The sequence below is a fragment of the Phycicoccus sp. genome, assembly GCF_035325325.1.
Classification (GTDB): Bacteria; Actinomycetota; Actinomycetes; order Actinomycetales; family Dermatophilaceae; genus Phycicoccus.
Genome location: NZ_DAOLAC010000009.1, coordinates 19,653 through 42,652, shown reverse-complemented (window position 1 = coordinate 42,652; position 23,000 = coordinate 19,653). Strand labels below are relative to the sequence as shown.

Below are 23,000 nucleotides of genomic sequence, written 5' to 3'. Positions count from 1 at the left end.
CGCCTCCGGTCCCCGGCTCAGAAGACGGGCTTGCCGCCGGTGACGCCGAGGACCGTGCCCGAGACGTAGCTCGCCTCGTCGGAGGCGAGGAAGACGAACGCGGCGGCGATCTCCACGGGCTGGCCGACGCGTCCGAGCGGGGTCGTCGAGCCGAAGCCCTCGACCTTGTCGGCGGCCATCGTCGCGGGGATGAGGGGAGTCCACACCGGGCCGGGGGCGACGGCGTTGACCCGCACGCCCCGCGGCCCCAGCTCCTGGGCGAGGTTGACGACGAGGTTGGTCAGGGCCGCCTTCGACGCAGCGTAGTCGAGCAGGTGGTCGGCCGGCTGGTAGGCCTGCACCGAAGTGGTGACGACGACGCTCCCGCCCGCCTGCTCGAGGTCGGCGGCGAGCTCGCGCACGAGCCAGAACGTCGCGAAGACGTTCGTGGCGAAGGTGCGCTCGACCTGCTCGGGCGGGAAGTCCTCGAGCCGGTCGTGGGTCATCTGGTAGGCGGCGTTCGAGACGAGGACGTCGAGACCTCCGAGCTCGGCGCGGGCCCGCTCGGCCACCCGGCGGACCGCGTCGTGGGTCCGCAGGTCGGCCTCGACGGCGACCGCCCGGCCCCCCGCGGCCTCGACCGCCGCGACCGTCTCGCGGGCGTCCTCCGCCTCCTCCGGCAGGTGCGTCACGACGAGGGCTGCCCCCTCGTAGGCGAAGGTCACCGCGACCGCCCGCCCGATGCCGGAGTCGCCCCCGGTCACGAGGACCCGCTTGCCGACGAACCGGTCACGCCCCGTCCACGACTCCTCACCGTGGTCCGGGCGCGGGTCGAGGGCGTCGGTACGACCGGGCCACTCCTGGGTCTGGGCCGGGATCTCGGCAGTCATCGGGGTCTCCTTCTCACGGGCCGGCGGCCCGAGGAAGGGGCCGCCGCGCCACGGCGACGCCGTGGCGCCCTGCCGCTACCCCGCGACCGGGCGGCGCACACACCCCGCTCTCACACCACGATGTCGACCGGGCGTCGGGCCGTGAGCTCCTGCCACGGGTGGGCCCCCGCGGCGACGGCCAGGACCTCACGCACCCGGACCCGGACCGCCGAGGTGAGCATCGAGGGCCGAGGCAGGGTCGTCCCCGGGCAGGTGCACTGCCGCGCGGCGTCGGCCCAGAAGAGGGCCGGCCGGACGCCGGGGACGAGTGACAGCTCGGCGCGCAGCGTCCCCACGTGCCGCCCGCAGCGCCGGCAGCTCGCGGACCCCACGTCGCTGAGCCGGGCGGCGGCGCTCATCGCCGCCTCGCGCTCGTGGGGACGTCGTCCGGGACGTGGCGCTGCGCGAGGACGACCATCGAGCTCGACATCGCCGCTCCTCCCGGTCGGGTGCGGACCCGCTCGGTCCGACGTGACGCACGAGTACCCGGGACGTGGGGTGGGGAAACGGTCCTCCGGGGGGAACCGTTTCCCCGTCCGCTCAGGCGGCCGCGACGCCGAGGGTCCCGCGCAGCTGGGTGAGGATGCGGGAGAGGATGCGGGAGACCTGCATCTGGCTCACCCCGAGCTCACGCCCGATCTCCGCCTGGGTCCGCTCCTCGACGAAGCGGAGGCGGACCACGCGACGATCGCGCTCACGCAGGCCCCTCAGGGCTGCCTCGAGGTCGGCGTGCATCTCCAGCCGGAGGAACGCGTCACCCGCCTCCGGGAGCCGGTCCCCCGCGGTTCCACCGGCCGGGGCCGGTGCATCGAGCGACGCTGGCCGGAACCCGCTGCTGCAGGCTCGTGCCCTCTCCACGTCCTCCGTGGCGCAGTCGAGCAGGTCCGCCACCTCCGCCAGCGTCGCGTCCCGGCCGAGCCGGTGCCTGAGCTCCTCCTCGGCGACGACCACCTCGGCGCGCAGCTCCTGCACGCGTCGGGGTGGCCGCACGACCCAGCCGCAGTCGCGGAAGTGGCGCTTGAGCTCGCCGGTGATGGTGGGTACCGCGAAGGCGACGAAGCCCGACGTCGAGCCGGGCCGGTAGCGGGCCACGGCTGCGACGAGAGCCGTGCGGGCAACCTGCTCGAGGTCGTCGCGGTCGAGCCCTCGACTCGAGTAGCGGTGTGCGAGACCGTCAGCCAGAGAGATGGTGCGCTCGATGACGGCGTCGGTCAGCAGGCGCTGCGCTTCGGGGTCGTCCGCTTCCCGTCGCAGTGTCAGGAGCTCCTCCACCTCTGCGTCGCCGGACGCGTACGGGTGGCGGCGGGTGGCGGAATCGGGCAGGGTCATGTCGATCCTCCGTCGATCGGGGAGGGCACACTGTCTGACCCGAGACGGCCGGTGTCTTGACCGAGACCTCGACCGTGCCACGGACGAGCGGTCCGTGGGGCTTTCGGGACGAGGAGTTCTCGAGTCAGCCGCGCAGCGCCTCCTCGAAGAGGGTGCGCAGCTCCCGCAGCCGGTGCCCGAAACCCACCAGTTCCCTTGGGGCGGAACTCGCCTCGGCCGCGTCGACGGCGTCGACCATCCCGAGCACCTCCACCGCACGACGAAGGTCGGCGTCGTCGTGCGAGGCGGCGAACCGGGGCAGCACGTCACGCTCCACCGCGTCCACGTGCCGTACCAGCGCGTCGGCGAGCAGCCCGAGGGGAACGGCGAAGGAGCGGCCGTCGGGCCCGAGGTCGTCCAGCCGTTCCACCGCCTCGGTGAGCGCGCGCTCGTGCTCGACCAGGGCTGCGGGGTGCGGCGAGCCCGGTGGGTCCAGGGCCACCCGCTCGGCCGCCAGGTGCACGGCCAGCCGGCCGATCAACCGGGCTCCCGGCTCGACCCGCCCTCCGGCCTTCGCGTGGGCGAGACCGCGGACCAGGTCACGGATCCGCAGGTGCGCGTCGACGACCGCGTGGACGAGCGCCTCGACCGATGCCTCCTGCGTGCGCTGCACCTCTGCTCCCTCCTGACCGCGACGAGATCCTCAACCGCAGATCGTGCTGCTGCCCATACCCCCGACCCCGCCCGGCATTCGTCGTCCTCGCCCGGTGTGCTCGTCCACGGCGGGGGGTACCCCCTCCGCATGGCCAGGAACATGCACCCGACACCGGACCACCGCCCGGTCGCCGTCGTGGCGGGCGGGTCCCGCGGTCTCGGGCTCCAGGTGTGCCGCGAGCTCGTCGGGCGCGGGTACCTCGTCCACGCCACCGGTCGTGACGCGGCCACCCTCGCCCGCGCGGAGGCGTCGTTCGGCGGCCCCGGCGGTCCGTTCCGGCCGCACACCTGTGACGTCCGGGACCCCGACGCGGTCGGCGCGGTGGTCGGCTCGGTGCTCTCCGAGCACGGTGGCATCGACGCGGCGGTCCACGTCGCCGGGGTCATCGGCGTGGGCGGCCTCGAGGGCGTCACCCTCGGCCATCTGCACGAGGCCGTCGACACGATGCTCTGGGGACCGGTGCACCTGGCGTTCGCCGTGCTCCCCTCGATGCGGGAGCGCGGACACGGGCGGATCGGGGTCGTGTCCTCGGTCGGTGGGCTGGTGGCCGTGCCGCGCCTGCTGCCCTACTCGGTCGCGAAGTTCGGCGCCGTGGGGCTCGCCGAGGGCCTGGCCGCGGAGCTCGCCGGCACTGGGGTGACGGCGACGTCGGTGACCCCGTGGCTGATGCGCACCGGTGGCCACGTCCACGCCCGGTTCACCGGCGACGCGGAGGTCGACGACGGCTGGTTCGCGCCGGGGGCGACGTGGCCGCTCCTCAGCCTGCCGGTCGACCGCGCCGCCCGGCGCATCGTCGACGGGGTGCTGGCCGGTCGGCCCGTCGTCAGCACCTCCCCCTGGGTGGCCGTGGCGCGGCGCGTGCACGGCGTCGCGCCCGCGACGACGGTGCGGGCCCTCGGGCTCGCGGCGCGGCTCCTCCCCGGCACCTCGCCGGAGCGCGACTGGCGGCGCACCGACACCCCGGCCACCGAGGGTCACGAGCTGGGCCGGCGCAGCCGCGCGCTCCGCGTGCTCGCGGGTCCCGGCCGCCGCGCGGCCCACCGCCAGAACCAGGATGCGTCGGGTGTCGGTCGACCGCCCGGGTAGCCGGCCGCCCGACGACCACGGCTGATCCGCCGCCCGGACGCGACGAGGCCCGCCCGGCGCCCGGGCGGGCCTCGTCGGTGCCGCTGTGTCAGTCGCGGTGCGGGGAGAGGACGACCTTGACCATGCCGTCCTCCTTGGCCTGGAAGGTCTCGTAGGCCTGCGGCGCCTCCTCGATGGAGAGCCGGTGCGTCGCGAACTCGTCGACGCCGAGGGGGTCGTCGTCGGTGAGCAGCGGCAGGATGTCCGGCACCCAGCGCTTGACGTTGGCCTGCCCCATGCGCAGTGTCACCTGCTTGTCGAACATCGTGAGCATCGGGAGGGGGTCGGCCGCACCGCCGTACACACCACTGAGCGAGATGGTCCCGCCGCGCCGCACCGCCGCGATCGCGGTGGTGAGCGCAGCCAGCCGGTCGACGCCGACGGTCTTGGCCATCGCCGCACCGACCGCGTCCGGCATGGCGGCCGCGACGCTCTGCAGCCCCTTGGCGACCGGCGACCCGTGGGCCTCCATGCCGACCGCGTCGAGGACGGCGTCCGCACCCCGCCCGGAGGTCAGCTCCATCACCGCGTCGACGACGTCGTCCTCGCGCTCGTCGAGGACGCGCACTCCGCGGTCACGCGCCCGGTCGAGACGGGCGTCGACCCGGTCGACCCCCATGACCTCCTCGACGCCGAGGTGGCGGGCGATCCGGGTGGCCATGTCGCCGATCGGGCCGAGCCCGAGGACGAGGAGGGTGCGGCGCGGGTCGGCGGCGGCGTACTGCACGCCCTGCCACGCCGTCGGCAGCACGTCGGAGAGGTACAGGAACCGCTCGTCCGCGGGGCCCTCGGGGACCTTGACGTGCGTGTACGCGGCCTGCGGCACGCGGAGGTACTGCGCCTGGCCGCCCGGAACGGAGCCGTACAGCTCGGAGTAGCCGAAGAGAGCGGCGCCGTTGCCCTGGGAGCGCACCTGGGTGGTCTCGCACTGCGACTGCAGCCCGTGCTCGCACATCCAGCAGTGGCCGCAGCAGACCTGGAACGGGATGACGACGCGGTCGCCCGGACGGAGGTCACCGGCGTCCGGCCCCACCTCCTCGACGATGCCCATCGGTTCGTGGCCGAGGACGTCGCCCGGGTTCATGAAGGCGCCGAGCACCTCGTACAGGTGCAGGTCGGAGCCGCAGATCGCGGTGCTCGTCACCCGGATGACGGCGTCGCCCGGCTCCTCGATGCGCGGGTCGGGCACCTCCTCCACCCGGACGTCGCGTCGGCCCTGCCAGGTCACAGCCCTCATCGTCGTGCTCCTCTCGTGGGGTCGCTCGACGGCTACCCGAGGACCGACCGCCCAAAACCGTTCGTGAGCAAGGCCCTCGGCGACCGGCCGCGGGCCGTTGCCACCGGCCGTTTCCCGTCCCGCTGGGCGGGTAGTCGTGGGGCATGACGACCCCCGTCGCGCACCGACCCCCCGTCCACCGCCTCGTGGCGGCGCCACCGGCCGACGTGTGGGCCGTCCTGGCCGACGGCTGGGCCTACCCGACCTGGGTGGTCGGGGCGGCGCGGGTGCGGGCCGTCGACCCCGGCTGGCCGGCGGTAGGGTCGCGCATCGAGCACAGCGTGGGGCTCTGGCCGCTGCTCCTCTCGGACACGACGCACGTCGAGGACGCCGAGCCCGAGCGGATGCTCCTGCTGCGCGCCAAGGGGTGGCCCCTCGGCGAGGCGCACGTCCTCCTCGAGCTGCGTCCCGAGGGCACCGGGTGCGTCGTCACCCTCCGCGAGGACGCCGTCTCCGGTCCGGGGGCGCTGCTCCCGACCCCGGTGCGCCAGGCCGCGATCCACCCGCGCAACGTCGAGACCCTGCGCCGGCTGGCCCTGCTCGCCGAACGCCGCGACCCCGCCGGCCACCCCCACCCCCGCCACGAGGTCAGCGACGGCTGAGCCGCCCCGGCCCGAGGACCCGCTCCCACGCCGTGTGGACCAGCGCGCGGTGCACCACGCCCGCCCGGCCGTGGTCGGCCAGCGCGGCCCGGGCCGCGTTCCAGCCACAGGCTCCGTGGACCCCGCCCCCGGGGTGGGCCGCGGCCGACCCGAGGTAGAGGCCCGCCACCGGCGTCTCCGGGCGACCCAGGCCGGGCACCGGCCGGAGGACGAGCTGGTGGTGCAGGGCCGACGACCCGCCGTTGATGGCGCCGCGGTCGAGGTTGGCGTCCGCGGCCTCGAGGTCCTCCGGGCGCTGGACGAGCCGGCCGGTGACGGACGCGGCGAAGCCGGGAGCAACCTCCTCGACCGCCCGCTCGACCGCCTCGACCTGGCGCGCGAGGACGTCGGCGTCGTGGGCCAGGCCGCGTGGCAGGTGCGTGTAGGCCCAGGCCGTCTCGGTCCCCGGCGGGGTGCGCGTGGGGTCGGCCACGGCCATCTGGCCGAAGAGGACGAAGGGGGAGGCCGGCGCGCGGCCCGTCGTCAGGTCTGCCGAGGCCCGCACGAACCCGTCCGCATCGACGCCGAGGTGGACGGTTCCCGCCGACCGCGCCCCCGGTGCCGACCACGGGACGGGTTGTGAAAGAGCCCAGTTGACCTTGAGGGTCGAGGGGTCCCACTCGAAGCGATGCATCCGCTCACGCAGCCGCGGGTGCACCGCGGAGCCGGGCAGCAGCCGGTCGAACAGGGCCGGGGCCGACACGTCGGCGACGACCGCGCGCCGGGCACCGACCCGGCGCCCGTCGGCGAGGGCGACGCCCGTCGCTCGGCCGCCGCGGACCTCGACCTGCTCCACGGCGACGCCGGTGAGCACCCGCCCGCCCGCCGCAGTGAACCGCGACGCCATCGCCGCCGACAGCCGGCCGGAGCCGCCCTCGGGCACCGGGAAACCGACGTCCTGCGCGAGCATCGTCAGCAGCCAGCCGTAGAGGGCGCTGCCCGCGGCGTCCGGTGGCACGTCCGTGTGTGCGGCGTTGCCGGAGATCAGCAGCCCGGCCTCCCGACCGCGGAACTCCTCCGCGACGAGCCGTCGCACCGGCAGGGCCAGGCGGCGGGCGAGGTCGAGGGCCTCCGCCGCCCGCAGGACCCGCGCGAGCCGCAGCCCCGGTCGCACCGGCGGAAAGGTCGTGAAGAGGGCGTCGAGCAGGGGGTCGCGCAGCCGCTGCCACTGCTCGACCATCCGCAGCCACGCGTCGCCGTCCCCGGCCGCCTCCCGCTCCAGTCGCTCGGCGGTGTCCTCGGCGTCGGGATGGAGGACCGCACAGGTGCCGTCCGGGAGCGGGTGGGCCAGCACGTCGGGCGAGCGCCGCCAGACGAGACCGTGCTCCTCCAGCCCGAGGTCGCGGATGACCGGGCTGGCCGCGGCGAGGGGGTAGAAGGCGCTGAAGAGGTCGGTGACGACCCCGGGGGCGATGACCTCGGCGCTGCGGACGGCTCCCCCGAGGGTGTCCTGTGCCTCGACGAGGAGGACCTCCCAGCCTGCGTCCGCGAGCGCGATGGCGGCGACCAGACCGTTCGGGCCGGCACCGACGACGACGGCGTCACAGAGCTCCACGTCCCGACGCTACCCGGCGCCGCCCGTGGGGAACCCCCGGCCGGGGCCCGCGACCCGGGACGTTCGTCCCTCCCCGTGCCGGAGGTGATGCCGCACCGTGGGAGGACGACGACACGGGAGGCCGGGATGCCCCAGGACACGACTCTCTCCGCTGGTCCGGCGCGTCCCCCGGCCCGGCCGGGTGCTCCCGCCGCGACGCTGACCCTCACCGCGTCACCGTGCGAGTCCACCGAGGCGACTCTCGAGCGCGCCGTCGAGGCCGCCCTGGGCCGGGGCTGCCGCACGGTGGTGCTCGACCTCAGCCGGGTCGAGCTGGGTGCGGCCTCGCTGCCGGTGCTCGTCCGCCTCCAGGAACGCGTCGCCACGGCGGGGGGCGTGCTCGCCGTCGCCGGCCCGAGCGGCCGGAGCCGGGCTCGGCTCGACCGGCTGCGGGGCGGTCGGCACCTCGTCGTCTACCCGGCGGTGCCGGCCCCGCCGCCCTGGTCGGAGACCGGGTCCGCGGTCTACGTGTGACCCACCCACCCGCCATCGCGTGACGACGGCGGCGCGCGCGGGCGCCCCTCGACGTGGGGTCGACCACGGCGTGCCCTGACGCACCCACGCGCGGGCGTAGAGTCGGGACGGGACCCCGGACGGACGGGAGGCGCGGCATGACCGGACTCACGCCCACCTCGGATCGCGCGACGACCTCCGGGCCCGCCGCCCGCGCCGGGCACCGCACGCGAGTCTTCCTCCTGGACGACCACGAGCTGATCCGCCGCGGCCTGCACGACGTGCTCGAGGCCGACCCCGAGATCGAGGTCGTCGGCGAGTCCGGCTCCGCGGCCGAGGCCGCCCGGCGCATCCCCGCCCTCCGCCCGGACGTCGCGCTCCTCGACGTGCGCCTGCCCGACGGGTCGGGCATCGAGGTCTGCCGCACGGTGCGCGCCCGCGACGACCACGTGCGCGCGCTCATGGTGACCAGCTTCGACGACGAGGAGGCGCGCACGGCCGCGGCCCTCGCCGGCGCGTCCGGGTTCATCCTCAAGCAGATCCGTGGCTCCGAGCTCGTCGACGCCGTGCACCGGGTCGCCGCCGGCGAGACGGTCGCCCCGGGCCTCGAGGAGGGCATCCGCCCGCGGCCGGAGAGGGCGCGCATGGAGGAGCTCGCGGTCTCCTCCCTCACCCCGCGCGAACGCCGCGTGCTCGACCTCGTCGTCGAGGGCCTGACCAACGCCCAGATCGGCGAGCACCTCGCCATCTCGGAGAAGACGGTCCGCAACCACGTGACCAACGTGCTCGCCAAGCTCGGGTTCACCAGGCGCACCCAGGCCGCCGTCTTCATGGCGCGGCGCGAGGGCTGAGGGAGGCGGGGCTCGGGGTGCCCGGTGCGCACCGGGGTGGGTCGTCCCCTGCCCGACGACCCACCCCCCGCGCCGGAGGACCGGACGGGCGCCCTCGCTCGTCCCGGCCCTCCGGGGTCACACCGCCCGGACGGTCCGGACCACCACGGGGACCGTTCCGGCGAGCCCTGCCGGTGATGGGGCTCGAAGGGATCGCGGTGCGACCACGACGCCCGGGGTGGCGGACCACGGCCGGCCCGTCATCGGCCCGTGGGCCGGCAGGAAGGACCGGGACCGCGGGGGCCGCGACATCGACGCGTCACGCAGGCGCTCGACCTCGGGGACGACCACGGCGTCCACTCCGTTCCGTTGACGGGTGGACCCGGGGCGAGGGGGCGACCCGGGTCCGGCGTTGCCCCTCGAGCCTCACGGACCGGGGGGACCACCGGCCAGTGACGATTGTCCCGGCTCAGCCGGGCGCCGGAGCAGGGAGCGGGCAGGCCCAGCGGACCCGGGTGCCGTCCTGCGGCGACGGGCCGACCTCGACGGTCCCACCGTGCCGTCGGGCCCGCTCCTCGAGGTTGCCGAGCCCGTAGCCGGGATGCTCCACGCCGGCGGGGCCGACCCCGTCGTCGTCGACGACGAGGGTCACTCCGTCCTCGGTGACGGTGAGCGAGACCTCGGTCCGCGCCGCATGGGCGTGCCGGGCCGTGTTGGACAGTGCCTCGCGCAGGGCTGCGAGGACGTCGTCGACGAGCTCGGACGGCAGACCGTCGACCGCGCCGGAGAAGGTGGCCGACGGGACGTGGCCGAGCACCCGGGAGGCCTCCGCGACGAGGTCGGTCACCTCGCGGACCACCGGGCCCCGCCGGGCCGAGCCCCGCAGCTCGAAGATCGCTCGCCGCAGGTTGCGGGTCACCTCCTCGAGCCGGGTGATGCGGTCGAGGTCGCGCTGCCGGCGTTCGTGGTCGGTGGCCCGGTCGACCTCCGCGCTCAGCTCCATCCCGACGCCGATGACGTCCTGGATGACGGTGTCGTGCAGCTCGCGGGCGATCCGCTGGCGCTCCTCGAGGAGGGCGAGGCGCTGCTGCGCCTGCTCGCTCTCCCGCAGCCGCCGCTCGAGGGCCAGCCGGGAGCGCACGTCGCGGACCACGTTGACGAGCACCTCACCCTCGGCGCCCGGGAGCCGGCTCGCGTGCACCTCGCAGTCGACGACCTCCCCGGCGCGGGTCAGCAGCCGCTGCGCGTGCAGGTCCTGGCCGTCGGTGCACAGCACCGGCCCGGCGGCCGCGTCGTCCGGAGGCGTCAGCTCGCTGGTCGACATCCCGCGCAGCTCCTCGGTCGAGTAGCCCAGGAGGGTCGTCGCCGCGCGGTTGACCGCCTCGATCCGGCCGGTCGCGAGGTGGACGACGACGACGCTGTCCGGCACGAGGTCGAGGATGAGGGCGAGCCGGGCCTGCTGGGCCTCCTCGGCCCGCCGGCCCGTCACGTCACGCACCGTCGCGATCGTCACCTCGCGGCCGGCGACGATGAGCGGGGCGAGGGCGATCTCGACCGGCACCCGGACGCCGTCGGCGCGCTGCAGGACGAGGTCGAGCCCCTCGCCCATCGCGCGAGGGCGCGGTGCGCGCGCGTAGCCCCGGCGCAGCCCGGCGTGCCGGGCGCGGACGCCCTCGGGGACGAGCGTCTCGAGCGGGTTCCCGACGAGGTCGGCACGGCTCCAGCCACTCATCGCCTCGAGGGTCGCGTTGACGTGGACGACGACGCCGTCCTCGACGAGCAGCATGCCGTCCGGGGACCGCTCGACCGCCTCACGGCACCACTCGTCGGCCGTCGCGAGGTCCGGGACCGCGGCGGCCGGTCGAACGCCCGCACGGGGCCCGTCGCCACCCACCGCCTCCGACGATAGCGCCGTCCGGATGCCCCCGGAACAGTCCTCGGGCGCACCTCACACCGCAGCGGTCCGGGCACCGATGGCTCAGTCCGGAAAGCTCGGCCCGCGCCCGATGCGCACCGGTCCCTGCGCGCCGGGCCCGACCGGCTCGCCGCGCTGGAGGACCCGCAGCGCGCCGTCGGCCGGGAGGCCGTGGACCAGCGCCCGGACCCTCGGGGTCAGCGACCGCCAGCCCTCGCCACCGACGACCCGGGCGACCTCGCTCGGGCAGGTCGTGCCGTCCGGGCGGTGCCTCAGCAGCGCTCGGGCCGTGGCGAGGACCCGCTCGGAACGGCCCTCGCCGGAGGCCTCCTCCCACCAGGGCTCGCCGCGCTCGCCGAGGGCCACCTTGGCGTCGTGCACCCGGTGCCGGGCCGCGTCGCCCTCGGTCCGCACGAGCCGGCGGGCGGTCATCAGCTCGGCGACGAGCTCGGCGCGCAGGCGGTCCGGGATGCCGGGGTCGCTGGCCCGCCAGCGCCGGCCGTCGACGACGACGTACCGCCCGTCGGCCGTGCGCTCGAGGTCCGGCCCGTCGTCGCCCACCCGGGCACGGTACGCCGCGCGGGCCGCGCGGTGGCGCCCCGTCTCCGGCACACTGCGGGCATGGAGTTCACGACGCAGCTGCAGGCCACCGGGCGGACGACGACCGGTTTCGAGGTGCCGGACGCCGTCGTCGAGGCCCTCGCCGCCGGGCGCCGTCCCAAGGTGCTGGCCACCGTCGCCGGCCACTCGTGGCGCACGAGCATCGCCGCCATGGGGGGCGCGTACTGGCTCGGCGCGAGCGCCGCGGTCCGCGAGGCCACCGGGATCGCCGCCGGGGAGACGCACACGGTCACGGTGGAGGTGGACACGGCGCCGCGGACCGTCGAGGTGCCCGCCGACCTCGCCGCGGCCCTCGCGGCCGACCCCGCCGCGGCGACCGCGTGGGCCGCCCTGTCCTACAGCCACCAGCGCAGGCACGTCGAGGCCCTCCTCGCCGCGAAGAAGCCCGAGACCCGCGAGCGCCGGGTGGCCTCGACCCTCGACGCCCTGCGCGCCGGCTGAGGCCGCCGGTGTCGCGGCTCGAGGCGGTCCGCGACGACCTGACCGCCCAGCGGGTCGACGCCGTCGTCAACGCCGCCAACTCCACGCTGCTCGGCGGCGGCGGGGTGGACGGTGCGCTGCACGCTGCGGCGGGGCCGGCCCTCCTCGAGGAGTGCCGGCGGCTGCGCCGCACGACGCACCCGCAGGGGTTGGCGGTCGGTGACGCCGTCGCCACCGGCGCGGGCGGCCTGCCCTGCCGCTGGGTGGTCCACACGGTCGGCCCGAACCGGCACCGCGGCCAGACCGACCCCGCCCTCCTCGCGTCCTGCGTCACCCGGAGCCTGGCCGTCGCGCGCGGTCTGGGGGCGCGGTCGGTGGCGTTCCCGGCGGTCGGGGCCGGCGCCTACGGCTGGCCGGCGGACGAGGCGGCGGAGGTCCTCGTGGCGGCGGCCCGCGCCGACCTCGCCGAGCACGACGCCCCGGACCTCGTGCGCTTCGTCCTCGTCTCGGACCGGCTGCTCGACGCGTTCACCGCGGCCCTCGCCCGGTCCGCCGGCACCTCACCGCCCGACGCGTGACCGCCCGACCGCGTCATCCGACCCCGGGCACGACGACGCCCCGGACCGCGGGGTCCGGGGCGCGTCGGGGGTGGCTCAGAAGCGGCCGTAGCCGCTGACGCCCGAGAAGATCGCGCGCTCGGTCGTGACCTCGCCGGGCTTGCCGGAGTCGATCATCATCCCGTTGCCGGTGTAGATGCCGACGTGCCAGGCGGGCGACCCGAAGAAGACGAGGTCGCCGGGCTGCGGGTTGCTCACCGGGGTGGCCGCGGCCTGCTGGTCGGCGGCGGTGCGGGGCAGCGAGATGCCGGCCTTGCCGAAGACGTACTGGGTGAAGCCGGAGCAGTCGAACCCGGTGGACGGGCTCGTGCCGCCGTAGGAGTAGGCGATGCCGAGCAGGGTGCGGGCGATGTTGACGATCTCGCTCGAGGACTGCTTGACGTTCGCGAGCGGCACGCGCTGGGTCGAGCGGCTCGCGCTGCTCTCGGTACGGACCGGGGCCGGCTTGGGCTTCGGCTTCGGCTTCGCGACGGCCTTGATGCCGACGACGCCGAGTGCCGGGGCGTGCTTCTCCGGGGCGGCGGCCTCGGGGGCGACGACCGCGGGGAGGGCGGCGAGGGCGGCCTGCGACGGTGCCGGCGCGGCGGTCGCGGTGTGGGCGATGGTCGCGGACGAGGCGTGGCTCGCGGCCTGGGCCGGGAGGGCGAACGTCGCGACGAGGCCACCGGAGGCGGCGAGGACGGCGGAGACGCGCGCCCCGGTCTCGCCGGCGGCCTTGACGATCGACGAGATCTCGGAGACGGGGTTGTAGCGGACGGTCTGGCGATGCCGACCGGCGCGGGTGTGCTCGGACACGATGGGACCTCTCAAGTGCCTACGAGGTGAGCTGTCGGGTTCGGGCTGAGGTTGCCCGGCCGGCGTGGGCCCTGGTGGACCGTGCCGGCTTCACCCCGAGGAGTCGCGGTCGAGACCGTGGCTCCGAAGTGGTTCCCCCGCTCCTGCCAGCGGACTCGTGAGAGACGACCCTGCAGCGGGGGCAGGACTAGGCGGTCCCACTGCAGGTGCCCGGCGTCCGGGGCGACGGGCAGGACGAACCTAACAGGGATCACGGGAAGGTCACAAAAAGGTGACGGAGACCCTTCTCAGGAGGTTCTTGGGAGCCCGGCCGAGCACGAGCGCGCCGTTGACAACGATGTCGGCCGCGAGTGCCGGAAAAGGGGGAGACGCCGCCGGACCAGGGGTCCGGCGGCGCCTCGGGTGCCTCGTCGGGACGGTCAGTAGTTGACGGTGACGTGCACGTGGTCCATGTGGTTGGCCGTGGGCGAGCCGCGGTCCTCCATGAGGCTCCAGCCCTCGCCCGGGGCCCAGTAGCGCTGCTGCCAGATGAGGTACTTGACGTTGAACTGGCCGACGTGGGACTGCACCCAGGCGGCGATCGCGTCACCCTGGGCGTCGTTGGCGATCATGAAGTCGATGGCCTGGCCGGTGCCGTGCTCGTCGTTGCTGGCGCGGCGACCACCGATCGTCGGCGGCCCGAAGAGCGAGTCGACCGCCGAGCAGACGGCGACGGCCTTGGGGATGAGCCCGATGCTCGTGCACTTGCCGGTGGTCCGGCCCGACCACGAGCCGGCGGCGGCGAAGGTCGAGGGGTCCTTGGGGTCCGGCTTCTTCGGCTGGGCGACGGCCTTGACCCCCGCGACCCCGACCGCGCCGGGGGCCACCGGGGTGACGCCGTCGGGCGCCGCGACGGCCGGCGCGGGGGCCGCGCGGCGCTCGGAGCGGGCCGCGGCGACCGGGGCGGCGCGACCGGTCAGCGCGACGGCGGCCGCGTCGGCGGGGGCGGCGACCGGCGTGTCGGCCTCCGCGTCGGCCAGCTCGGCAGGGACGGTGAGCGCCACGGCCACGCCGCTGACGACGCAGAGGCTCGCGGCGGACTTGGCGGCCCACGACGCGCCGAGGCGGGGGAAGCCGTCGGGCAGTCGCTTGACGCGGCCGGGCGCACGGCGCCGGCCTGGGGCACGAGAGGGGTGGGGCACGGCAGATCTACTTCCGGGGTGGGTTCGGCTCAGCGGACACCGTACGGCACCCCGCCGGGCGATGTCACGTTTCGGTAACGCGACAGGCCGATCGGTCGAGGCGGTGGGCGGCCCCGCGCGGTCAGGCCGACGCGACGAAGACGTGCCCGGCGATGTCGACCGGCAGGGAGACGCCCGTGGACTCCTCGGCGCCCTCCCGGAAGACGACGACCCGGTTGCCGTCGCGCCGCACCCGGGCCGGCTGGCCGGGGAGCAGTCCGGCGCTCGTGAGCAGGGCGAGGGCCTCGTGGTCGACCTGCACGGGCTCGCCGATGCGCCGCACGACGACGGTGGCCGGCTCCTCGGCGGCGACCTCGTCGAGGGTGGACAGCCCGGAGCGGAAGTCGACCGGGTCCCCGACCTCCCCGAGCTCGTCGAGCCCGGGGATCGGGTTGCCGTACGGCGACTCGAGGTGGTCGGGGAGGATCGCGAGGATCTTGCGCTCGACGCGGTCGGACATCACGTGCTCCCAGCGGCACGCCTCGTCGTGGACGTACTCCCACTCCAGGCCGATGACGTCGACGAGCAGCCGCTCGGCGATGCGGTGCTTGCGCATGACGCGGGTCGCGAGCCGACGCCCCTCGTCGCTCAGCTCGAGGTGGCGGTCGCCGGCGACGGCGAGCAGGCCGTCGCGCTCCATCCGGCCGACGGTCTGGGAGACGGTGGGGCCGGAGTGGCCGAGCCGCTCGGCGATCCGGGCGCGCAGCGGCGTGATGCCCTCCTCCTCGAGCTCGAAGATGGTGCGGAGGTACATCTCCGTGGTGTCGATGAGGTCGGTCACGCAGGCAAGCCTAATCTGACGCGCCGACGCCGACGCCGCGCCGCCGCGGGTCGTACGCCGGGAGCCAGCGCAGCAGCCAGCCACCCCCGAGGAGGGCGAGCACCCCGACGGCCACGCTCGCGGTGCCGATGGACGCGACGGCGGCCACCGCGCCGACGACGACCGAGGCGCCGTTGTGGCCGACGAGCGACAGCAGCCGCCACACCCCGAGGAAGGCGGCCCGGCCGTGCGCGGGCGCGGCGTCGGCGCCGAGGGTCATGACGATGCCGGACCCGAGGCCGTTGCCGACCGCCATGACGCCGGCCACCGCCCCCACCGCGGTGAGCGAGGAGGTCAGCGGCAGGACGAGCAGCCCGAGCCCGAGGAGGACGGTGACCGGGAGGGCCACCCACACCCGGCCCCGGCGGTCCATCAGCGAGCCCGCCGGGTAGAAGAGGAGCACCTCGACGAGCCCGGCGGCGCCGAAGACGAGGGAGGTCTGCGCCGCGGAGAGCCCGACGTGCTCGGCCCAGAGGGGCACGACGACGACCCGGGAGGAGCGGGCCAGGCCGATCGCCAGGACCCCGAGACCGACGGTGAGGAGGACGGCCCGGTGCCGGCGCGCCACGTCGAGGACCCCGGCCCGCGCCGGCGCTCCGTCCGCCGGTGCCCCGTGGACGTGGGCCTCGAGGTCGCGCGACAGCAGCGCGACGAGGGCGGCGAGGAGGCCGCCGGCCACCGAGATGCCGAAGGCCGCCTGCGGCCCGTACCGCTCGACGACCGGCGCTCCGAGGAACGGCCCGACGAACAGGCCGATCCGGCCGATGCCCCCGAGCGTCGACATCGCCCGGGCCCGCATCGACTCGGGCGCCGCGGCGGTGAGGTAGGACTGCCGGGCGAGGAGGAAGACCGCCCCCGTGGGACCGGCGAGCACCATCGCCACCGCGTACACCCAGAGGGAGGGTGCGAGCATGGCGAGCAGCGAGGCGGCCGCGTCGGCGAGGCCTGCGACGACGAGGGCGCGCCGCTCCCCCATCCGGTCCACGAGCACCCCGGCGGGCACCGCGCTGACCAGCTCGGAGACGGTCTGGAGGCCGACGAACAGGGCCGCGACGGCGACCGTGGCGCCGAGGTCACGGGCGCTCAGCGCGATGACCGGAAGCGTCGCGCCGATACCGACCGACCAGAGCGCGGTCGGGCCGAAGGCCGGCACGGCCACGCGCCGCAGCGAGAACTCCTCGTCCGCCATCCCTCCCCTTTCTCTTGATGTCAAGATACTTGGTCGGCCGGCGCGATGGGGCGAGTGACGCACGCAACACGACGGGCGGCGTGGCCGTGGGTACGTTGACCGTCGTGGAGCTCACCGTCCCCCGCCGTTACTGCGGGCCCCCCGAGTCAGGCAACGGCGGCTGGGTGAGCGGGTCGCTCGCCGCCCACGTGCGCACGTCCGGCCCGCTGCCGGCGGTGAGCGTCCGGCTCTCGGCGCCCCCACCGTTGGAGCGCCCGATGCCCGTCGTCGGCGACGACCCCGACCCGCTGACCGGCACCTCGGTGCTGCGGCTGCTCGACGGGGACGTCCTCGTCGCGACCGGCACCGCGGTCGCCGAGCTCGACGAGCCGGTGCCGGCGCCGGCGTCGTGGGACGAGGCGCACGCCGCCGAGGAGCGGTACGAGGGCGCCGAGGACCACCCCTTCCCGACCTGCTTCTCGTGCGGCACCGGGCGCGCCGACGGTGACGGGCTGCGGCTGCGCCCCGGACCGCTCGCCGACGGGTCGGGCCGCTACGCGACGACGTGGACGGTCCCGGACGACGTGAGCCGGCCGGTCGTGTGGGCCGCGCTCGACTGCCCGGGCGGGTGGTCCGCCGGCATCGCGGGCCGGCCCATGGTGCTCGGCACGATGACCGCGCAGGTCTGGCGGGTCCCCGAGCCGGGTGAGCGGCTCGTCGTCACCGCGTGGCAGCGCGGGGCGGAGGGTCGTCGGCACTGGTCGGCGAGCACCCTGCACGACGCCGACGGCGCGATGGTCGGACGCGCCGAGGCGACCTGGGTCGCCGTCGACCCGGAGTCGGTCCGGCCGCGGGAGCAGCCGTGAGCGGCGACGACCGCCGGGTCGCCGTCGTCACCGGGGCGAGCAGCGGCATCGGCGCCGCCACCGCGCGCCGGCTCGCGGCCGAGGGCTACCGCGTCGTCTGCGCCGCGCGCCGGGCCGAACGGGTCGAGGCCCTGGCCGCCGAGGTGGGCGGCCTCGCCGTGCCGTGCGACGTGACCCACGACGCCGACGTCGCCCGGCTCGCCGAGGCGGCCGGGCCTGTCGTGCACGTGCTCGTCAACAACGCCGGTGGGGCCCTCGGGCTCGAGCCGGTCGCGGCCGCCGACGTCGACCTGTGGCAGCGGATGTACGACACCAACGTCCTCGGGACGCTCCGGGTGACCAAGGCGCTGTTGCCGGCGCTCGTCGCGGCGGACGGCGAGGGGATCGTCGTCAACGTCGGGTCGATCGCCGGCCTGCTCGCCTACGAGGGTGGCGGCGGGTACACGGTCGCCAAGCACGGCGTCCACGTGATGACCGAGACGCTGCGCCTCGAGCTCGTCGAGCAGCCGGTGCGCGTCACCGAGGTGGCCCCGGGGATGGTCCACACCGAGGAGTTCTCGCTGACCCGCTTCGACGGCGACCGCGAGCGGGCGGACAGGGTGTACGAGGGCGTGCCCGGGCCACTCGTCGCCGAGGACGTCGCCGACGCCATCGCCTGGATGGCGACCCGGCCGGCGCACGTCAACGTCGACCTGCTCGTCATCAAGCCGCGCGCCCAGGCCGCGCCGCACAAGGTCCACCGCCTCCCCTCCTGACCTCCTCCCAACCGCCCGCCCCGGCCCCGGCTGTCACGCGCGTATCGGGTCACCCGATACGGCCGCGCTGTACCCGGGAACCGTTCCGGGGTGAGGCGCGCGGTACCCGGGTGCAGCCGTGGTCCCGGGCTCGTACGCTGCCCGCGTGGAGCCGTTCGCCCAGGTGCTCACGGCCGGCGGGCACTCGAACTCGCTCGGCCGCTCCGGCGAGGTGCTCGAGCTGCTGCGCCGCGACCCGGCCCGCCTCGAGGAGCTCTTCGGCTGCATCGCCACCGACGACGCGTGGGTGCGGATGCGGGCCGTCGACACCTTCGAGAAGCTCGTTCGTGAGGACCCGGCGCGCGGCGCCCCGTTCACCGAGCGGGTCCTCACCGACCTCACCCGCAGCGACCAGGCGTCGGTGCAGTGGCACACCGCGCAGCTGCTCGGGCTGCTCACCCTGACCCCGGCACAGGAGGCGGCCGCCGTCCGCTGGCTCACCACCCGGCTCGAGGACCCGGACGTCGACTGGATCGTCGCGGCGCAGTCGATGGCGACGCTCGTCGCCTTCGTCGAGCGAGGCCTGGTGCCGCCGGCCGACGTCGTCCGGCTGGTCGAGCGCCAGACCCGGCACGGGTCGGCATCCGTGCGCCGCAAGGCGACCCGCTTCCTCACCGAGCTCGCCGCCGACGGCTGAGCGCCTCCCGGTCCAGCGCCACCCCGGTGACGGTCACGGCTGGCGGCGCGAGACCTCCCACGACCCGGCGTCGCCGAGGTCGCCCTCGCCGACCCGGGTCCAGACGAGCCGGTCGTGCAGCCGGTCGCGCCGGCCGGCCCACAGCTCGACCTCGTCGCAGACGATGCGGAAGCCGCCCCAGAAGTCCGGCAGCGGGACGTCGTCGGGCGAGCCGTGGTCGGGGAACTCGGCGGCCCGCGCGCGGTAGGCCGCCTCGAGCTCGGCGCGCGACGCGACCGGCTGCGACTGCTCGGACGCCCACGCGGAGATGCGTGACCCCCACGGGCGCGAGCGCCAGTACCCCTCGACCTCGTCGCGCCCGAGCTGGACGGCCCGGCCGCGGAAGCGCACCGCGCGGTACATGGCCGCCCAGGTGAGGCCCGCCGCGACGTGCTCGTTGCCGGTCAGCTCACGGCTCTTGGTGGACGTGAGGGCGGTGACGAACCCCGGCCCGCGCTCGTCGAGGAAGCGCAGGAGCACCGTCCGCACGTTCGGGCGCCCCTGGCGGTCGACCGTGGCGACGGCCGCCGCGAGCGGCTCGACGACGTCGGCTGCCTCCTCCGAGCGGCGCACCGCGGCGTCCACCCAGGCCCGCACCTGCGCGTACGGGGTCTCGAGCACCTCGTCCTCGGAGAGCCCCTCGCCGGTGTAGTCGATGCGCCGCGGGTCCATGCCACCAGCCTAGGGCGGCGCGCATCCGGGGGCCGGTCGTCAGGGCGTCGGACGGCGTGCGTCGTAGCGCACGAACCCCGGCTGCACGAGCGCGAGGACGACGACCGCCGCCACGCAGGCCAGCCCGCCGGCGACCGCCGTCCAGCCCTCGCCGAGCCGGGCCGCGACCCCACCCCCGGCGAGCTCCCCCAGGCGCGGACCCCCGGCCACGACGACGACGAACACCCCCTGCAGCCGCCCCCGCATCCGGTCCGGTGCCGCCGACTGCAGGATCGTCGTCCGGAACACCGAGCTCACCGAGTCCGCCGCCCCCGCGAAGGCCATCGCGGCGAGCGCCGCGACGAGCGCGTGCCCCCGGCTCACGGCTCCACCGGCCGCGAGCAGCGCCACCCCCAGCCCGGCGATCCCCACACCCCAGCCGGCGACGCTCACGAGGATGGCCGTGCCCTGCCGACGCACGCCGCCGAGCCGCCCCGAGAAGGTCATCGCGAGGATGCCGCCCACGGCCGCCGCCGCGTACAGCGCGCCGACCGTCCGTGCGCCGCCGCCGAGGATCACCGCGCCGGCCGCCGGGAAGAGGACGCGCGGCTGGGCGAGCAGCATCGCGACGATGTCGGCGACGAAGGTCATCCGCACGTTCGGCGCGGTGCGCAGGAACGCGAACCCGTCGAGGACCGAGCGCACCCCGACCCGGCGCGGCGCCGCCGCCTCCCCCTCGTCCCGGTCCGGCGGCACGGGGTGCAGCAGCCACAGGCTGCGGACCGCCGCGAGCGTCAGCACCGCGTCCGTCGTGTACGCCGCCCGGTAGCCGCCCCAGTCGACGAGCAGCCCGGACAGCAGCGGCCCGGCGGTCAGCGCGGTGTTCATCGCGAAGACGGACAGCGCGTTGGCGGCCGGCAGCTGGTCCGGTGGGAGGAGGCGCGGGTAGATGCTCGAGCGGGCCGGCGACGAGACCGCGAAGGCCCCGCTCCACACCGCGACGATGCCGTAGAGCAGCCACACCGAGGTCGACCCCAGCCAGGCCTGGGCCGCCGCGACGGTGCTCGTCCCCGCCGCGACGAGCGTCGCGACGAGGCCGACCAGCCGCCGGTCGTGGTGGTCGGCGAGGGCCCCGCCGTACAGGCCCATGACGACGAGCGGCACGAGGGCGAAGAGCCCGACGAGCCCGACCGACGCCGTGGAGCCGGTGAGGTCGTACACCTGCAGCCCGATGGCGACGACGGCCATCTGCGAGCCGATGTTCGACAGCGTGAAGCCGGTCCACAGCCGCCGGTAGTCCCTGCTGCGCCGGAACGGCGTGAGGTCCGGGAGGAGGGAGCGCAGCACCGCCGCATCATCCCCCACGGCCTCACCGGGGCCGCGCCGAGTCCCGGGGCGGCTAGGGTCGCCGCATGGCCGACTCCGCGCGCATCGCGCTGCTCATCGACGCCGACAACGCGCGCGCCCGCCGGCTGGAGGTCATCCTCAACGAGCTGGCCGCCCTCGGCGAGACGACGATCCGCCGCGCGTACGGCAACTGGACCAAGTCCGAGCTCAAGGGATGGCAGGAGGTGCTGCACGAGAACGCGATCCGGCCCGTGCAGCAGTTCGACCCCTCCAAGGGGAAGAACGCGAGCGACATGGCCCTCGCCGTCGACGCCGTGGAGATCCTCCACACGCAGCGGCCGGACGCGTTCGCCATCGTCTCCTCGGACGCCGACTTCACCCCACTGGTCATCCACCTGCGCGAGCACGGTGTGGCGGTCTACGGCTTCGGTGACGCCAAGACGCCCCCCGCGTTCCAGAGCGCCTGCACCCGCTTCCTCGTCCTCGACCGGCTCTCCTCGCCCAGCGGCCAGGCCGACGCCTCCGCGGACGCCGACGAGCCCGAGCCCAGGAAGACGACCCGCGGCCGCCGGGCCACCCAGGCCGCCACGTCCGCAGCCGAGGCACCCGAGCCCGCGGCGGACGCTCCGGCCGACGCCCCCACCGCGAGGTCCACGGCGAAGCGCGCCGCCAAGGCCACCGCGAAGACCCCGACGAAGACCACCGCGAAGCGGACGACCGGGACTGCCCCCGAGCGCGCCACCCGCGACCAGCTGCGCGGCGACCGCCGCCTCGTCGCCCTGCTGCGCCGGGCCGTCGAGAGCGCCGCCGACGACTCCGGCTGGGCTCGCATCGGCACCGTCGGCCAGCGCATCAACAACCAGTCGTCCTTCGACTCGCGCAACTACGGCTACGCCAAGCTGAGCAAGCTCATCGAGGCCTCCGACCTCTTCGAGCTGCGCGACGCCGGCGGCCCCGACATGGCCGTCCGCGACCCCCGGGCCGGCTGAGGCGCGACCTCGGCGGCGGAGCGCACCGCGGCCGCCGCTGTCCACCCCCGGGCCCCGAGGGTGGGAGCGCCGGGCGACGGCGTGCACAATGGGCCAGCCCGACACCGGCGACGAGCGAACGGGGACAGGATGACTTCCTCCACCACCACGAGCGACCCGAACTTCTACCCCGGACTCGAGGGCGTGATCGCCTTCGAGAGCGAGATCGCCGAGCCCGACAAGGAAGGTGGCGCCCTGCGCTACCGCGGGGTCGACATCAACGACCTCGTCGGGACGGTGTCCTTCGGCCAGGTGTGGGGGCTGCTCGTCGACGGTGAGATGGACCCGGGCCTGCCGCCCGCCGAGCCGTTCCCGCTTCCCGTGCACACGGGCGACATCCGCGTCGACGTCCAGTCCGCGATCGCCCAGCTCGCCCCGCTCTGGGGCTTCCGGCCGCTGCTCGACATCGACGACGCACAGGCCCGCGACGACCTCGCCCGCGCCTCGGTCATGGCGATCTCGTTCATCGGCCAGTCCGCGCACGGCGTCGGCAAGCCGATGGTGCCGCAGTCCGAGGTCGACAAGGGCCGCACCATCCCCGAGCGGTTCATGATCCGCTGGCGGGGCGAGCCGGACCCCAAGCACGTCGAGGCCATCGACGCGTACTTCATCTCCGCCGCCGAGCACGGCGTCAACGCCTCGACCTTCACCGCGCGGGTCATCGCGTCGACCGGTGCCGACGTGGCCGCGTGCCTCTCCGGCGCGATCGGCGCCCTCTCCGGCCCCCTGCACGGTGGCGCGCCGAGCCGGGCCCAGCACATGATCGAGGGTGTCGAGGAGATGGGTGACGCGACGAGGTACGTCAAGGGCGTCCTCGACCGCAAGGAGCGCCTCATGGGCTTCGGGCACCGGGTGTACCGGGCCTACGACCCGCGCGCCGCCGTCCTGCGCGACACGTGCAAGCGGCTCGGCGCCCCCCGCTACGAGGTGGCCCTCGAGCTCGAGAAGGCGGCCATCGCCGAGCTCGCGGAGCGCCACCCGGAGCGTCGGATGGAGACCAACGTCGACTTCTGGGCGGCCGTCCTCCTCGACTTCGCCGAGGTCCCCGGCGAGATGATGACGCCGCTGTTCGTCGCGGCCCGCACGGCCGGCTGGTCGGCGCACGTCCTCGAGCAGAAGAAGACCGGCCGGCTCATCCGGCCGAGCTCGCGCTACGTCGGCCCGGGCGAGCGACCCCTGTCCGACGTGCCCGGCTACCGCGCCAAGGCCTGA

25 protein-coding genes and 1 riboswitch are annotated in these 23,000 nt (G+C 75.6%); of the genes, 11 read left to right on the top strand and 14 right to left on the bottom strand.

The window, feature by feature from the left end; translation table 11 throughout:
- Positions 1–17 precede the first annotated feature (17 nt).
- The 4 genes from PKA89_RS07915 to PKA89_RS07900 form a co-directional block, all read right to left on the bottom strand.
- On the bottom strand, positions 18–869 hold the full coding sequence (locus tag PKA89_RS07915) for an SDR family oxidoreductase (protein WP_324418316.1): 852 nt from the start codon (positions 867–869) through the stop codon (positions 18–20).
- 110 nt (positions 870–979) lie between these two features.
- Positions 980–1,267 (bottom strand): hypothetical protein, encoded by a 288-nt coding sequence (locus tag PKA89_RS07910; protein ID WP_324418314.1) that lies wholly within the window; start codon positions 1,265–1,267, stop codon positions 980–982.
- 181 nt (positions 1,268–1,448) lie between these two features.
- On the bottom strand, positions 1,449–2,237 hold the full coding sequence (locus tag PKA89_RS07905) for a sigma-70 family RNA polymerase sigma factor (RefSeq protein WP_324418312.1): 789 nt from the start codon (positions 2,235–2,237) through the stop codon (positions 1,449–1,451).
- Between the two features lie 124 nt (positions 2,238–2,361).
- Positions 2,362–2,889 carry a hypothetical protein gene (locus tag PKA89_RS07900; RefSeq protein WP_324418310.1) on the bottom strand — a complete coding sequence of 176 codons (528 nt, stop codon included), beginning with the start codon at positions 2,887–2,889 and terminating at the stop codon, positions 2,362–2,364.
- 129 nt (positions 2,890–3,018) lie between these two features.
- On the opposite strand from PKA89_RS07900, the gene PKA89_RS07895 reads away from it, so the two are divergent.
- On the top strand, positions 3,019–4,017 hold the full coding sequence (locus tag PKA89_RS07895) for an SDR family NAD(P)-dependent oxidoreductase (RefSeq protein ID WP_324418308.1): 999 nt from the start codon (positions 3,019–3,021) through the stop codon (positions 4,015–4,017).
- A gap of 88 nt (positions 4,018–4,105) precedes the next feature.
- Here PKA89_RS07895 and PKA89_RS07890 read toward each other — a convergent pair whose 3' ends face one another.
- Complete coding sequence (locus PKA89_RS07890) at positions 4,106–5,293, bottom strand: alcohol dehydrogenase catalytic domain-containing protein (protein ID WP_324418306.1); 1,188 nt, start codon at positions 5,291–5,293, stop codon at positions 4,106–4,108.
- Between the two features lie 143 nt (positions 5,294–5,436).
- Between PKA89_RS07890 and PKA89_RS07885 the strand changes: the two genes are divergently transcribed.
- Positions 5,437–5,934, top strand: a complete 498-nt coding sequence (locus PKA89_RS07885) for an SRPBCC family protein (RefSeq protein ID WP_324418304.1) — start codon at positions 5,437–5,439, stop codon at positions 5,932–5,934.
- Here PKA89_RS07885 and PKA89_RS07880 read toward each other — a convergent pair.
- Complete coding sequence (locus tag PKA89_RS07880; protein WP_324418302.1) at positions 5,921–7,528, bottom strand: NAD(P)/FAD-dependent oxidoreductase; 1,608 nt, start codon at positions 7,526–7,528, stop codon at positions 5,921–5,923. The two genes, PKA89_RS07885 and PKA89_RS07880, sit on opposite strands and share 14 nt — an antisense overlap.
- Positions 7,529–7,654: 126 nt before the next feature.
- On the opposite strand from PKA89_RS07880, the gene PKA89_RS07875 reads away from it, so the two are divergent.
- Together PKA89_RS07875 and PKA89_RS07870 are read left to right on the top strand one after the other, a co-directional pair.
- Entirely contained in the window at positions 7,655–8,041 is a 387-nt protein-coding gene (locus tag PKA89_RS07875; protein ID WP_324418300.1) for an STAS domain-containing protein, read from the top strand.
- A gap of 137 nt (positions 8,042–8,178) precedes the next feature.
- Positions 8,179–8,871, top strand: coding sequence for a response regulator transcription factor (locus PKA89_RS07870; protein WP_324418298.1), 693 nt, complete (start codon positions 8,179–8,181; stop codon positions 8,869–8,871).
- Between the two features lie 448 nt (positions 8,872–9,319).
- Here PKA89_RS07870 and PKA89_RS07865 read toward each other — a convergent pair whose 3' ends face one another.
- Positions 9,320–10,744: a PAS domain-containing sensor histidine kinase gene (locus tag PKA89_RS07865; protein ID WP_324418296.1), complete on the bottom strand. Its 1,425-nt coding sequence runs from the start codon at positions 10,742–10,744 to the stop codon at positions 9,320–9,322.
- An 84-nt stretch (positions 10,745–10,828) separates the two neighbouring features.
- Positions 10,829–11,326, bottom strand: a complete 498-nt coding sequence (locus tag PKA89_RS07860) for a DUF3253 domain-containing protein (protein ID WP_324418294.1) — start codon at positions 11,324–11,326, stop codon at positions 10,829–10,831.
- A 60-nt stretch (positions 11,327–11,386) separates the two neighbouring features.
- Between PKA89_RS07860 and PKA89_RS07855 the strand changes: the two genes are divergently transcribed.
- Both PKA89_RS07855 and PKA89_RS07850 read left to right on the top strand, forming a co-directional pair.
- Complete coding sequence (locus PKA89_RS07855) at positions 11,387–11,827, top strand: YdeI/OmpD-associated family protein (RefSeq protein ID WP_324418292.1); 441 nt, start codon at positions 11,387–11,389, stop codon at positions 11,825–11,827.
- A gap of 8 nt (positions 11,828–11,835) precedes the next feature.
- Positions 11,836–12,384 (top strand): O-acetyl-ADP-ribose deacetylase, encoded by a 549-nt coding sequence (locus PKA89_RS07850; protein WP_324418291.1) that lies wholly within the window; start codon positions 11,836–11,838, stop codon positions 12,382–12,384.
- Positions 12,385–12,459: 75 nt separating this feature from the next.
- On the opposite strand, the gene PKA89_RS07845 is transcribed toward PKA89_RS07850, so the two are convergent.
- The 4 genes from PKA89_RS07845 to PKA89_RS07830 all read right to left on the bottom strand — a co-directional run bounded on the left by PKA89_RS07845 (position 12,460) and on the right by PKA89_RS07830 (position 16,447).
- Entirely contained in the window at positions 12,460–13,218 is a 759-nt protein-coding gene (locus tag PKA89_RS07845; RefSeq protein ID WP_324418289.1) for an NlpC/P60 family protein, read from the bottom strand.
- Positions 13,219–13,221: 3 nt separating this feature from the next.
- Positions 13,222–13,386, bottom strand: a riboswitch (cyclic di-AMP (ydaO/yuaA leader).
- A 251-nt stretch (positions 13,387–13,637) separates the two neighbouring features.
- Positions 13,638–14,399, bottom strand: coding sequence for a hypothetical protein (locus tag PKA89_RS07840; protein WP_324418287.1), 762 nt, complete (start codon positions 14,397–14,399; stop codon positions 13,638–13,640).
- A gap of 121 nt (positions 14,400–14,520) precedes the next feature.
- Complete coding sequence (locus PKA89_RS07835) at positions 14,521–15,219, bottom strand: metal-dependent transcriptional regulator (protein ID WP_324418285.1); 699 nt, start codon at positions 15,217–15,219, stop codon at positions 14,521–14,523.
- Between the two features lie 10 nt (positions 15,220–15,229).
- Complete coding sequence (locus PKA89_RS07830) at positions 15,230–16,447, bottom strand: MFS transporter (RefSeq protein ID WP_324418283.1); 1,218 nt, start codon at positions 16,445–16,447, stop codon at positions 15,230–15,232.
- Between the two features lie 104 nt (positions 16,448–16,551).
- Between PKA89_RS07830 and PKA89_RS07825 the strand changes: the two genes are divergently transcribed.
- From PKA89_RS07825 to PKA89_RS07815, 3 genes are all read left to right on the top strand, one after another.
- Complete coding sequence (locus PKA89_RS07825) at positions 16,552–17,292, top strand: hypothetical protein (RefSeq protein ID WP_324418281.1); 741 nt, start codon at positions 16,552–16,554, stop codon at positions 17,290–17,292.
- Entirely contained in the window at positions 17,289–18,047 is a 759-nt protein-coding gene (locus PKA89_RS07820; protein WP_324418279.1) for an SDR family oxidoreductase, read from the top strand. The genes PKA89_RS07825 and PKA89_RS07820 overlap by 4 nt, the downstream gene beginning before the upstream one ends.
- A gap of 145 nt (positions 18,048–18,192) precedes the next feature.
- Entirely contained in the window at positions 18,193–18,723 is a 531-nt protein-coding gene (locus PKA89_RS07815) for a hypothetical protein (protein WP_324418277.1), read from the top strand.
- A 33-nt stretch (positions 18,724–18,756) separates the two neighbouring features.
- On the opposite strand, the gene pdxH is transcribed toward PKA89_RS07815, so the two are convergent.
- Together pdxH and PKA89_RS07805 are read right to left on the bottom strand one after the other, a co-directional pair.
- Entirely contained in the window at positions 18,757–19,434 is a 678-nt protein-coding gene (gene pdxH / locus PKA89_RS07810) for a pyridoxamine 5'-phosphate oxidase (RefSeq protein ID WP_324418275.1), read from the bottom strand.
- 39 nt (positions 19,435–19,473) lie between these two features.
- Complete coding sequence (locus PKA89_RS07805; protein ID WP_324418434.1) at positions 19,474–20,757, bottom strand: MFS transporter; 1,284 nt, start codon at positions 20,755–20,757, stop codon at positions 19,474–19,476.
- Positions 20,758–20,825: 68 nt separating this feature from the next.
- Here PKA89_RS07805 and PKA89_RS07800 point away from each other — a divergent pair, with 68 nt between their 5' ends.
- The gene (locus PKA89_RS07800) at positions 20,826–21,749 is read left to right on the top strand and encodes an NYN domain-containing protein (protein ID WP_324418273.1); all 924 of its coding nucleotides are present in this window, start codon (positions 20,826–20,828) and stop codon (positions 21,747–21,749) included.
- A 129-nt stretch (positions 21,750–21,878) separates the two neighbouring features.
- Entirely contained in the window at positions 21,879–23,000 is a 1,122-nt protein-coding gene (locus PKA89_RS07795; protein ID WP_324418271.1) for a citrate synthase 2, read from the top strand.